We start from the raw sequence: 12,788 nt of genomic DNA on the forward strand, positions 1-12,788 counted from the left end.
GGGGAGGGTCAGCGTGGTGCCATCACTCGCACCGCCCACGACGGTCACGGTCATTGCATCGGTGTAGTCGGTGCCTGCGGTTGCAGAGACAGGGTTAGAGTCACTCAGTCCCAGATCCACATCGTAATCGATGGCAGAAGAGCCTGTCAGCGTCGCTTCAAAGGTCAGCGTGCTGCCCTCTTCCATGCTCGCATCGGCAATGCTGATCACTGGAATATCGTTATCCAGATCGGAGCCCTGGGCCGGTGCCATCATCCACGATGGTAGCAACCGCTTCCGCGTCAGAAATATTACTGCCAGCAGAATTATTTTCGAGAGTGACCGTAAACGTTTCACTACCTTCAAAAACATTATCCTGAGTCGTCTGTACCGTAAATGTTTTACTCGTCTCACCTGGAGCAAAGGTTAACGTACCAGATTCAGGTGTGAAATCATTAACTTCAGCACTATCCCCAGCTTCAATACTCGTCGAAAAATCAACGGACTGTGAACTTTCTGCATCACCGGTACGCGTCACGGTGAAGGTTATTAAGCCGCCTTCACTGACACTCATGTCACCAATACTGAAGCTAGTTGTGTCGTCGTCTGGATTCGAACCGGGGCCCGTGCCGTCATCAACGATGGTGCCAGTGGCTGTTCCATCGACAATCTCACCACCGTTACTCGGATCACTCAGATTAACACTAAAACTTTCTTCACCTTCAAAGACATCATCTTGCGTAGTCTGCACCGTGAAGGTTTTACTCACTTCACCTGCCGCAAAAGTTAATGTACCTGTTGAGTCTGTAAAGTCATTAGTCTCAGCATTATCACTCGATCCGATACTGGTTGAGAAATTAATGGTTTCTTCGCCGGTGCCGCCAGTACGAGTGACCGTAAAGGTCATCAGACCACCTTCACTAACACTGACATCAAAAACACTGTATTCAGAAGGAAGCACAAACAGCTCACCTTCGTCATCAACATAAGGTTCACGCTCCCAGTTTTCGGGATTTGTGTCGTATCCAGCACGAGCTAGTACTTCTTCAGCGGTACGATCGACTGCCTGAAATTCAGAAAAACCAGAACTGGTTGGGGGGGTGTTACCAGCGGCAGTTTCTTCCAGTATCTGGGTAGGATCCTGGCCCGCAAGGATAGCGGCCTGGATATCAGCAACATCCAGCGCTTCAGCATTAACAGAATGGAAAACGAGCGTAATTTCTCCGGTAGTCGGATCCACCTCAAGGATAGCGGTTGTATCCTCTGGCACAGTTTCTGGCTCAGCCTTACCTAGGTCTACTTCTGCTTGACTGTTCGCACGAACAATTAGCATATCACCAGGATTTACTTGCTCACCAGATTGCAAGGCGCGTTCAACACCTTCGCTATCAACGACTACGACTTCACCGGATACACTAACCACTGTTCCTTTGGCTGTCTCTACATTTTCCATAACTTCCCCCCAGAAGATGTTTTCCTGATCTTGAGTACTCTTTGAGCCTCATGCATCAAAAAATGATGTATTTATTGCCTGATGGGGTGGCGCATAACGCTTCTCGCCAACAAAACCACCAACACATAAACTTGTTTAAAATTTTTAAGATATTAGCACAACAACACTTAGCTAAATAGCCATGAAACAAGGTTTTATACCCATTATGGTTAAAAAACAAACATACTAAATATGTTTAAATTTCGACAATAGATAAGCTGAATATAACCTGACCCATTAACTGTTTAAGCTTACCATGACAACATGACAGTTAAAGTTTTAACGTTTTTGCCGTGCTAGAATAACCAGATACCACCCTATTAGTCTAGTGGGTATATCTATATCCAACCAATAACCATACTCATCTTGTGTATTTATTTTACTCTCTCAGTAATACACCACGGTCAGTCTAGATATAAAGTAACAAGCCTAGTGGGGAAACCAACCAATTTCCCTGGCTGTTTTTGGCCCGACAATGACATTGTCAAGAGTTTGCGGCATCAGCAGCCAGCTCGGTGATACTTTTATCCGCCCAGACATTACCTCAGCCCTAGTTTGTGGCAAGAGTGGTTTTTGCTGAGGATCGGCATAGCCATCAGGATAAATCGGCTCATTTGTCTCCAAGTCATACTTATCTGAAGCCCCAAAGGTGTGTAGCAACTCATGGGCAATGACAAAATTAGTCATCCCCCGGTAGTCAACACCAGCAAAACCATTAACCAGCCCTATCATCCCTTTTTGCAACCCTAAAGAATGGGACAACGGGCGATCTTCTTGGGGAGAAAAATAACGTAGATAAATCCTTACATCCGGTTCCAAACCCTGCCAACTATCATGTCGCCATGACCACCAACGCATATGAAGACTCCAGAACACTCTATCCAGTAATCCCGCCCCCACCTCAATTTCAGGCGGTTGTGCATAAAGCTCTGGCGCTAAATAAAACTCTGCTAAAGGATTCTGCTCAACGTGATAGCGAGATGCCTCTCGCTGTAAGAAAGCACCGATTTCGGTAAAGTGATCTACACGCAACGCATCGATGTAAGCCTCAGTATCTGTCCGCCCATCAGCATTAATCGGATACAGCACGACCCAGACCGGCCGCTCCCAGGCCTGTATTCGCACATCCGTTAACCAAGTATTCATGGCGACGACAAACAGCACAATCAGTAACAGGATAATCCGTAATAAACGAAAGCGAGACGATTTCAGCATAGTGCCTCCACTCTTAATGCTGACATTTACCCCCTACACATACATTTAACAACTTAGTGAATGGTGTAACTCGGGGCATAGGCCAATCATATTAGTGAATAGCTAAAACGATTAATAGGTAGCGCAGGGTTTTACCCATGACAATCAACAGCACCGATAGCCATAGACGACAACGAATCCAACCGGCCACAAGACAGAGAGGATCACCAATGAGAGGCAACCATGAAAACAACAGGGTAATGACCCCAAACCGCCTTAATACAGCCAACGCTCGCTGCTGGTTTCTTTTGTGCGGCGGAGGCGACCAGCGCCGACTGATCCACCACCCCATCAAGTAAGTCAGGACGCCACCTAGGCTATTTCCTAAGCTGGCCACCAGTAGCAACTGAATAGGCTGCGCATCCGGCTGAGTTAAAAGGTAACCCAACAATACTTCTGAGCCGCCCGGCATCAATGTTGAAGCAATAAAACTACTGAAGAACAATCCCCATATCGCAGGATCGATAAGCGCGATTAACGGTTCGATTCAAGACGCTCCATATCAGCCCGAATACAGCGCAGCACACCAAATTCATAAAGTCCGTCTAACGCCTCATGGACCGGCTTCAGAGATACACCAAAAGATGCCATACATTCACACATCACATTTTGCACCTGCTCTAGCTGTTCTGCCGTTAGCACTACCACATCCGTCAGCCCCAACTCCCCAGAAGCGATACCATCCGCCAAGTGGTTATAGATTACATTTTCAGACAGGTGCTGCTGTCTCGCCACTTGCGCAACCGTCATGCCGGAGCGATACAGGGCAACGGATTGCTGCACCTGTAGGTCTTTACTCTGTGGCTGCTGCTGTTCGGTTTGGTATTCACGGATAAGTTCCAAAAACTGATCACCGTAGAGCTCCAATTTACGCTCACCGATACCGTTCAACCGCCCCATCTGCTGATGCGTCAATGGGCGATACATCACCATTTCCATGAGGGTTGCATCATGAAAGATTACATAAGGCGGTACATCCTGCTCTTTCGACAACGCCATTCGCAGCGTTTTAAGCGCATTCCACAAGCCATAATCTTCAACATCAAGCTTTTGCTGGGGATCATTACGCTTACTGAACGATTCCTGCTTACGCTTATCTTGGCGCATCTCAATTTGTAACTGGCCTTTTAGTAAAGGTCGACAACTATCGGTCAGATAAAGTACACCGTGGCTATTCGCCGCCACACTAAGATAACCACGCGCCACTAGTTGACGAAAGACTGAACGCCATTGATTACGATCCAGCTCTTTACCAATACCGAAGGTGCTCAACTCATGATGCTTAAGCTCCTTCACCCGATCGCTGCTTTTACCCAAAAGCACCTCGATCACATGATTAACGCCAAAGCGCTGACCACAGCGATATACGGCCGACAACGCTTTACGAGCCGACTCAGTGGCATCCCATACCGGCACTGGTTCCAAACAGGTATCACAATTACCACAGGGCTCCGGCAGTGGCTCACCAAAATACGTCAATAATGTCTGTCGTCGACAACTAGTAATTTCGCACAACCCTAGCATCGCTTCGAGTTTTTGCCGTTCAATGCTTTTATGCAGCTCATCGGCCTGCGAGCTTTCGAGCATCTGCCGCAGGAAGATAACATCTTGCAGACCATAGACCATCCACGCATCAGCTGGCAGACCATCACGCCCCGCCCGCCCGGTCTCTTGATAATAGGCTTCGACGCTTTTTGGTAGATCGAGGTGGGCAACAAAACGCACATTTGGCTTATCGATCCCCATACCAAAAGCCACCGTTGCCACCATCATAATATTCTCTTCGGTTAAAAACCGATGCTGATTATGACGACGCAGCTCAGGATGCAAGCCTGCATGATAGGGCAAGGCATTAAACCCCTGCTCCTGCAGCCACTGAGCCGTGTCTTCGACTTTTTTACGCGATAGACAATAAACAATGCCTGAGTCGGTGGCATGTTCCGCTTTCAGAAATTTCAGTAACTGCTCTTTAGCACGGTGCTTTTGGCCGATGCGATAACGAATATTGGGCCGATCAAACCCTTGAATAAATTTTCGTGCATTCTGCAGCCCTAACCGTTCGCAGATCTCATCCCGAGTGCGTTCATCGGCGGTCGCAGTCAAAGCAATGCGAGGCACCCCAGGAAAACATTCCTGCAGGTAGCTGAGCTGCAAATATTCAGGTCGGAAATCATGTCCCCACTGGGAAACGCAGTGGGCTTCATCAATCGCAAACAGCGCTAACTTGCATTCTGACAGCATTTTCAACGTGCGTGGTTGCAGCAAGCGTTCCGGCGCAACATAGAGTAGATCCAACGTGCCGCTGCGCAGTTGGTGTTCCACCTCCTGCGCCATACTGTAATCCATGGATGAGTTCAGATAGCCCGCACTAATACCCCATTGAGACAATGCCTGCACCTGATCCTGCATCAATGCAATCAGCGGTGATACCACGATGGCAACCCCGGGACGAATCAATGCCGGCAGTTGATAACAGAGCGATTTACCGCCCCCAGTTGGCATCACGACCAGTGCATCACCATCACCAAGCAACGTCTCAATCACGTCTTGCTGCGGATGCCGAAACTGGTCATAACCAAAGATTTGTTTTAAGAGTTGTTGCGCCTTTTCTATCATGCTCGGCATTATCCGGCATGAATTGCAGACTGTCATCCAGATTTATAAGATTCGGGCAGATTAACACTACGATCAAAGCCCTTTCACTGATAGAATCGGCTCACACTTTATTAGCCGGACCCGAACCTATGCAAAATGCGATGCTGAATACACCACTCACCGATGAGGAACTGGATGAGCTTGAAGCGTTTTTGTTCTCAGAAACTGTGTCTGAGGATGCTTTGGATCTGATAGGGACTCATGGCTATTTTTGTGCACTGAACATCAGCCCCGTTAAAATCACTGAGAAACAGTGGCTACAAGAACTGTTTGACGGCACCCCTGAATACCGATCAGAAACAGAAAAAGCACGTATTGAAGGCCTGCTGCGTCGACTCTATTTTAGCATCGGCAGCGACCTCTATAACGATCAAGATATGCTGCTGCCTTGCGATCTGACCCTCGTAGCCGAGGATGACGAAGAACAAAGCGCCCTGACAACCTGGTCACAAGCCTTTATGGAAGGTGTTTTCCTAAAAGAAGACGAATGGTTTAATCATCAGGCCGAAGAGGAAGTCGCTGAGCTGATGCTACCGATCATGATCGCGTCGGAACTATTTGATGATGAAGAGTTCGTTAAAATGCGCGCCGATACACCGCTATGCGATGAGATGTGCCGTACTATCCCAGATCTACTGGTAGATCTGTATTTGCTGTTCCACGCGCCTGCCGATAAAAAATAATCGCCAAAGCAGACGACGCCTCAACATCAAATAAACATATTTAGCGACAACGTCAAAAAAGCCCGCAATCGATTCCTCGACTGCGGGCTTTTTACATTCTAATCCAGATGCTTAATCCAATAAACAGATCACTTTACGCACTTAAACCACAACCGTTAGCCATCGATTTGATTAACGGACGACACGGGCGGTTGAACCTTGGCGCAACACACGTACCCGTTCGCCTGGCTGGAAGAAACCATCACTATCGACTTCTTGAACAACAGAGATCGTCCGCCCATTTTCCAGCGTCACGGTCACTTCCTGCCCCTGTTTGCGGGTAGAATTCTCTTCCACTTTCTGGCCCACAATACCACCGGCAATAGCACCTACCACAGCCGCAATACTGCTACCTTTACCACCACCCACTGTACTACCGGCAATACCACCGACGATGGCACCCGCACCAGCACCTAACGGGCTGTCTGAGCGCCCCTCAATGACAACCGGCTTCACCGCATCAACCCAGGCATATTCAACATTTTGAACCTTTCGAGCCTCGCCTCGAGAATAGGTATCGCCCGACAATGAAGAAGCGCAACCCTGAAGCATCAGCATTGCCGCCGTAAATACAATAATGGTCATTCTGTTCATATCATTCATCCTAAACTTTCGTTGAAAATATTAAATGCAGGTTGCTTATCAACGTCTATCACCACGCACAGCACTATCACTCGAAAACAGCCCAAAACCCGACGTACTAAACAAAAACATAGCAGCTATCAGCTTAACGTATCTTTAACAGTAACTGACAGACTAGCGACCAGCTCACCTCTCGGAGTTTTTGATACCACGGTCGTTGAGACCATTGATCATAACAAATCTCGCAACTTCGTTGCATATCGCTCATCAGCAGCTGTTCGACCGCCGCTGTTAACTTCGGTTCCACTACTTCGAGGTTGGCTTCAAGATTCCAACGCAGATTCCAGTGATCCAAGTTACAAGAGCCAACCGAGACCCATTGGTCACACAAACCGAGCTTGGTATGCAAAAAAGAGGTCTGATACTCATAAATCTTTACCCCAGCCTGCAGTAATCGTCGGTAATAGCGTTTAGAGGCATGATAGACCCAAGGATGATCCGTATTGGGACCTGCAACAATCAAGCGTACATCAATACCCCGCAAAGCGGCCTGCCGCAAACTACGACGCACCGACAGAGCCGGTAGAAAGTACGCGGTTTCCATCCAAACCCGCTCACTTGCGCGATTAACATGATGCACAAAACTGCGTTTAATCTGCTGTATTTTCAGCCCTTCGACTTCGGTAATCCTTGCCAACGCATCCCCGTGACGCACCGAATCAGGAAAGCTAATAGCAGGCATGACGCCGCCACTTTTAAACCATTGCCGAGAAAACAGCTGTACCATATCCGCCACGACCGCGCCATGTACCTGTAACATCACTTCATGCCAAGCAAGCGCGCCATGAACAGGAACGCTCCGAAGGTATTCGTCACTGATCCCCGTGCCGCCAATAAAACCGGTGCGCTGATCGGCAATCATCAATTTGCGATGATCTCTGGCTAAATTACCATCCAGCTTAAATAACCGAATGGGGTTATAGCGCAATACCTGAACCCCTGCCTGTTTTAATCTTTCGCTGTCTTGTTTTTTAAATCGACGACCACCAAAATCATCGATCAGCCAACAAACCTTCACTCCTCGCCGTGCCGCGCCGATTAACGCGGCGATAAACTGATCGGCAACCGCACCAGAGCTAACCATATAAAACTCCAGCAGCAGCGTTTCACGCGCATCATCAATGGCTTGCAACATGCGGGGGAAGAAATGCTCGCCCTGAACCAGTAGCTCAACCCGATTACCACCGGACCAACGATATCGCCCCCTCATAGGTTACTCCCTTTATACCAACATTAGCGCAAACATCAGTGTTGATGCTGGCCATATAACCGAGCGTATAATCCATTCTGCTGTAACAACTCAGCGTGATCGCCCTGCTCAGCCACCTGACCATCTTCAAAAACATACACATGGTCAGCCTGCTTCACGGCGCTTAATCGATGGGCAACGATAATGGTCGTTCGCCCCTGTAAGAAGTGCGCTAAATCTCGGTGTAAGTGATATTCAGTTTCAGCATCTAGGGCTGAGGTCGCCTCATCCAAAATCACCACCTTAGGATCGGTCAACACCATCCGTGCGATCGCTAAACGCTGTCGCTGACCACCGGATAACCTCACGCCTTGGCGACCCACCATGGTATCTAGCCCCTCATCTAACTGACGGACAAAAGGCTCCAACTGCGCCACCTCGAGTGCTTGCCACAGTTGTTGGTCGCTGAAGTCACGCCCAAGTGTCAGGTTGCCCCGAATTGAATCATTAAACAGTGCGGGATGCTGCAAAACGGTGGCGACATTTTCCCGCACCCGGTCAAGGCCGATCTGTTCCACCGGTACATCATTAAATAGCACCTGCCCGCGTTCCGCCTGATAAAGCCCCAGCAACACCTGCACCAATGTCGACTTACCCCCACCGCTCGCGCCAACTAAAGCAATCTTCTGCCCTGCGGGAATTTTAAGCGATAGACCTTTGAGTATTTCCTGCCCGTCAATATAACTAAAATGAATATTTTGTAGCTCGATGGACACCGATGCAGAATCAGAGAAAGGATTTTTCTGGTGCGGATAATCGGGTTCTTCATCCAGCTCCGTCAACCGGTTGATACGCTGCAAGGCCGCTTTCGCGCCATAAAAAGCATACTGGATACCCAACACCTCTTGTACTGGCCCCATCATAAACCAGAGATAGCCAAATACCGCCATCATCTGACCGATACTAAGATCGGAAAACACCACCATCCCCATTGATAGCGCTCGAAAGAGATCAAACCCGACCAAAAACACCATAAAACTAAAGCGGTTGGCCGCCTCACTGCGCCATTCAAAACGGGTTGAGTGATCACGTAACGAGCGAGCATCACCGATTAATCGTTGCAGATAATGGTTTTCTCGATTAGCCGCTCGAATCTGATAGATCGACTCTAACACTTCGGTTAAGCCACCCTGAAATTGCTCGTAGGCACGGTTTTCACGTTTTTTAAGCTCTTTCACCTGCTTGCCGATCAGCATCGTTAGCCAAACCACCAGCGGATTTAACAATAAAATAAACAACGCCAGTTGCCAGTTCATCCAGATTAAGACGATGGCCGTACCAATAATGGTTAACAATGCGATTAATAGCCGACTAACCGATGCCCCCACAAAGCGATCAACGGTATCCAAGTCGGTAATAAAATGAGAACTCACCGAGCCACTGCCCAAGGATTCATATTCAGCCATGGAGATTCGTTTGAGCCGTTGCAACAAACCCGCCCTGATGCGAAAGATAACCTCCTTGGAAATAATCGAAAATTGTCGCCCCTGCCAGACATTAAAAATCAGCGCCGCACCGCGTAGAATAATCGTCAACAACAGCACTGCGCTGATATATAACACCGGCCCGGCCCAATCATCGGGAAACAGTTGGAGACATAAACGCACCAAAGCTCCGGGCTTATCCAGCAACACTTCATCAACCAACAACGGCATAAGCAGCGGCAACGGCACGCTAGCACAGGTAGCAAGCAGCGCAATCACATTGGCCTTAATCAATAACGGGCGGTATTCCAGCGCTACACTGAAAATATACTTCCAATTATAGGTCGGCTGATTCATGCAGGGTCATATCCCTTGGCAGTGTGACGGAGGTAACTATCGATGGATGCGGGCAATGATTTTAAGCATGCCATCAATGGTCGCTTTTCGAGCCACCCATACAGCTAGGCGACTGAGGAATATCGCCATTTTTTTCCTGCCACTCTGCCACGGTATACAGATGCAGCGCCAGCGCATGAATAGGGTTATTCATCAATTCTGACAGCAACCCATAAATCATCTGATGCCGAGCGACAGCCCGCTTCCCCTCAAAATCATCCGCCACCACGGCCAATTTAAAGTGACTTTCGGTGGCAGGCCCACTGTGCATATGGCTTTCATTTTCAATCACAAGATGCTGTAACCCTAACCCCTGGCTCAAACGTTGCTCAATCGCGGTTGCAATACTCATATCGATCCTGATCTGGTTTATTTGGTTTTATCCGCCGAATCGGCAGCTAATTTGCTAAATTTGGAATGAATTCGCCGGGTAAGCAGCGCCACCGTCACAATGACTAGCGGCATGGAGATCCCCAGCGAGAGGCTTTTGTTAATATGCAGCCCCTGATCATATAACACGTCAATGAAGATTTTCACCAGCCCGATAGTGTAATAACTGATTGCCGCGACGGACAGTCCTTCAACGGTATGCTGCATCATTAATTGAATCCGCGAACGACGATCCATCGAACTAAGCAGCTCTTGGTTTTGCCCCTGAATCGACAGTTCGACCTGGGTGCGCAGCATATCACTCACCCGGTCGATACGGCGTGACAGATCTTCTAAACGGTCGGCGGTGGCTTTACAGGTACGTACAGCGGGAATCATCCGCCGCGTGATAAACTCTTGCAATGTCAGGTGACCCGACACCTCGTCTTCACGTAGGTCAGCCAAACGCTGCATCACTAAATCCTGATAGGCATTGGTGGCATTAAAGCGAAAGGTGGAACGGGCACGGTAGGCCTCGACGCGTGAAGCTAAGTGAATCAAGCGACCCAACAGTTCCCGCTCATCCCGACACTTTTCATCATCATATTCCTCGACCGACAAAATCTGTGTTAACTCAGCCAACTGCTGATCCATCAACTGTAGCTGTGGGCCGATGGAACGTGCCATCGGCAATCCCAGCAAGGTCATCAGACGATAGGATTCAATCTCCAGCAAACGTTGAATCAAACGCCCTAGCTGACTGTCACTCATCTCCCGGTTGTAAATCAGAAACCGACCGTAGCCATCCTCATGCATCCGGTATGTCGTCCACACCTGAGCCGCCCCTTGGGATGGCTGGCTACCCACCAGACGCATAGACTCGAAATGTTTTTTGACTTCAGGAATCGCCGGTTCGCCACACCCTCGAACATCTTCAATAGACATATGAAATGCAGCCACCACCTCGCCACTAATCCCTTCTAGCCACCCCTCAGGAAGATGACTAATACCGGTTTCAGCAAAGGGATCACTCGACTTCCCGCCCAACCAGATAAAGGTATAGGAGACAAACTCCATGTGCTTTTCCCAGCGAACCTGAAGATCACCAAACTGATGCTGAAAACAGGGCAGATCCTCCTTAGGAACAGCACCACCCAGAATCCGGCACAACTGTTGTAAATGAGTAAACTGCTCAGCCTTTTGCTGTTCGCTACAAACAACTGAAAGATGGGAAATGCGCGCCGGACTGGGGATAACCTGGAAAGGCCGTGAGTGCATCTCTTCATACAGCGACTCGCGCAATGGATGCATATTAAGCTGATGAGAACTTGTCGACATCGAACTACCTGTTAACCATTAACAAAACACTATTCTCAGGGATTCGCGCGTATTAAAGCAACCATCCTGAAGACCTACATCTAAAAGGTGATATTAATCCACCAAAGGTGCCAGCAGTAATGGCTCCTGTAACAGATCAACCGCTATCACTTGAGGGATAACCTCAAACCATTGGTGAAACAGGCCGAGAGTACGCTGCTCAGGCCAATGATCACCAAACTCATCCCACGCGGCCAACTCATTCTCAAAGATACTGCCATAATGCTGGGCCAGTTGCTCAGTGATATCGCCCTCACTCTGAAACTCTCCCGCTAAATAAACACTACCCTCAGCGCGATGATCGGCAAGGCTCATGACCTGATTCAATTCATCTTGCTGCTGGTTAGCCCAATCGACAAACGGCTGACGTGGCAGCACCGCAAATCCCGAACGGTTAATTAGTTTCATAGAGGCTTCTCCCGACTTCAGCTAAACTAGAGGCCAGCATTATAACCCCAGCCTTTGAGATGTGAATGAATATCCGCTGCCTGCCCCATCTGAATACCAAACAAGCGTGGCTTAACTTCTGTAAAAGAGAGACTTCCTGCTGTTTTACCGAACAGCCCGAGGCGATGGTCGACTTTCAAACCACCTATCTGATGATCACCGTACTGGAACGAAACACCCGACACGGCAAACAGGCGATAAAATATAGCCTTGGTTCTCGCTCCTCGATGGCCCCCGCGTGGAAGTTTATTCAGGCCTGTGACTTTAATCTCGAAATGATGATCGACGGGTTAGCGCAAATCAACTTTGATGGCAATGTGCGTGACAACTCATTATTGAAAGCCCATACCGACCTCACGGTGCGCAAGTTTTTTTCCCGCGACCGCTCAATCATCTCACCGGGCAATCTTGGCCGACTCACGCCGCTGACTGAAGCACCATCGCACTGGGAACTGCGCCACCTAGCTTGTCTGCTGGCCAATCAGCAATACCAAGATATGCGCACCGAGCAACTAGCGCTGCCGGGTAACGATCAGTTTATGGTTGAATTTAGAGGAATACCCACACCGGAAGTGCAGGGAATGTTAGTTGAAATTATTAATCAACCGGACATATGGGCTGTTCGACCGCACCCAAACGACTCTACCCGTCTGATTATTTTGCGCCAAGACACGCCACTGTGTAGCTTCGAGCCAAGTTTTCGCCCCCCAAAACCAAAAATTGCCCAACGGGGAACCCGCTGGACAACATCGACGAACACTTAACCCATCACTAATGAAAAT

Annotated in this window: 13 protein-coding genes; 2 read left to right on the forward strand and 11 right to left on the reverse strand. The window is 48.8% G+C overall.

The features are described from left to right. From KO512_RS15945 to recQ, 5 genes are all read right to left on the reverse strand, one after another. Nucleotides 1–255 (reverse strand): hypothetical protein (locus KO512_RS15945; RefSeq protein WP_215953345.1); only part of this gene is annotated, 255 nt, incomplete at its 3' end. Then, a complete protein-coding gene (locus KO512_RS15950) occupies nt 221–1,432 on the reverse strand; it encodes a retention module-containing protein (RefSeq protein WP_215953346.1) in 1,212 nt (403 codons plus the stop codon). The genes KO512_RS15950 and KO512_RS15945, both read right to left, overlap by 35 nt. Before the next feature lie 468 nt (nt 1,433–1,900). After that, entirely contained in the window at nt 1,901–2,686 is a 786-nt protein-coding gene (locus KO512_RS15955; protein ID WP_215953347.1) for a hypothetical protein, read from the reverse strand. A 91-nt stretch (nt 2,687–2,777) separates the two neighbouring features. Further along, entirely contained in the window at nt 2,778–3,137 is a 360-nt protein-coding gene (locus tag KO512_RS15960; protein ID WP_215953348.1) for a YqaA family protein, read from the reverse strand. A 62-nt stretch (nt 3,138–3,199) separates the two neighbouring features. After that, nucleotides 3,200–5,341 carry a DNA helicase RecQ gene (gene recQ / locus KO512_RS15965; protein ID WP_215953349.1) on the reverse strand — a complete coding sequence of 714 codons (2,142 nt, stop codon included), beginning with the start codon at nt 5,339–5,341 and terminating at the stop codon, nt 3,200–3,202. A gap of 128 nt (nt 5,342–5,469) precedes the next feature. Between recQ and KO512_RS15970 the strand changes: the two genes are divergently transcribed. Further along, a complete protein-coding gene (locus KO512_RS15970) occupies nt 5,470–6,063 on the forward strand; it encodes a YecA family protein (protein WP_215953350.1) in 594 nt (197 codons plus the stop codon). A gap of 171 nt (nt 6,064–6,234) precedes the next feature. On the opposite strand, the gene KO512_RS15975 is transcribed toward KO512_RS15970, so the two are convergent. The 6 genes from KO512_RS15975 to KO512_RS16000 form a co-directional block, all read right to left on the reverse strand. Then, a complete protein-coding gene (locus KO512_RS15975; RefSeq protein WP_252735073.1) occupies nt 6,235–6,696 on the reverse strand; it encodes a glycine zipper 2TM domain-containing protein in 462 nt (153 codons plus the stop codon). Nucleotides 6,697–6,829: 133 nt separating this feature from the next. Beyond that, nucleotides 6,830–7,954, reverse strand: a complete 1,125-nt coding sequence (locus KO512_RS15980) for a phospholipase D-like domain-containing protein (RefSeq protein WP_215953352.1) — start codon at nt 7,952–7,954, stop codon at nt 6,830–6,832. A gap of 35 nt (nt 7,955–7,989) precedes the next feature. Continuing rightward, nucleotides 7,990–9,774, reverse strand: a complete 1,785-nt coding sequence (locus KO512_RS15985; protein ID WP_215953353.1) for an ABC transporter ATP-binding protein — start codon at nt 9,772–9,774, stop codon at nt 7,990–7,992. A gap of 73 nt (nt 9,775–9,847) precedes the next feature. Beyond that, entirely contained in the window at nt 9,848–10,165 is a 318-nt protein-coding gene (locus tag KO512_RS15990) for a BolA family protein (RefSeq protein WP_215953354.1), read from the reverse strand. 17 nt (nt 10,166–10,182) lie between these two features. Continuing rightward, nucleotides 10,183–11,520 (reverse strand): DUF3422 family protein, encoded by a 1,338-nt coding sequence (locus KO512_RS15995; RefSeq protein ID WP_215953355.1) that lies wholly within the window; start codon nt 11,518–11,520, stop codon nt 10,183–10,185. A gap of 93 nt (nt 11,521–11,613) precedes the next feature. Continuing rightward, nucleotides 11,614–11,967, reverse strand: coding sequence for a hypothetical protein (locus KO512_RS16000; protein WP_215953356.1), 354 nt, complete (start codon nt 11,965–11,967; stop codon nt 11,614–11,616). 65 nt (nt 11,968–12,032) lie between these two features. On the opposite strand from KO512_RS16000, the gene KO512_RS16005 reads away from it, so the two are divergent. Then, the gene (locus tag KO512_RS16005; RefSeq protein ID WP_215953357.1) at nt 12,033–12,770 is read left to right on the forward strand and encodes a hypothetical protein; all 738 of its coding nucleotides are present in this window, start codon (nt 12,033–12,035) and stop codon (nt 12,768–12,770) included. The last annotated feature ends 18 nt before the right edge of the window (nt 12,771–12,788 follow it).

The organism is Amphritea atlantica (assembly GCF_018860855.1).
Lineage (GTDB): Bacteria > Pseudomonadota > Gammaproteobacteria > Pseudomonadales > Balneatricaceae > Amphritea > Amphritea atlantica_A.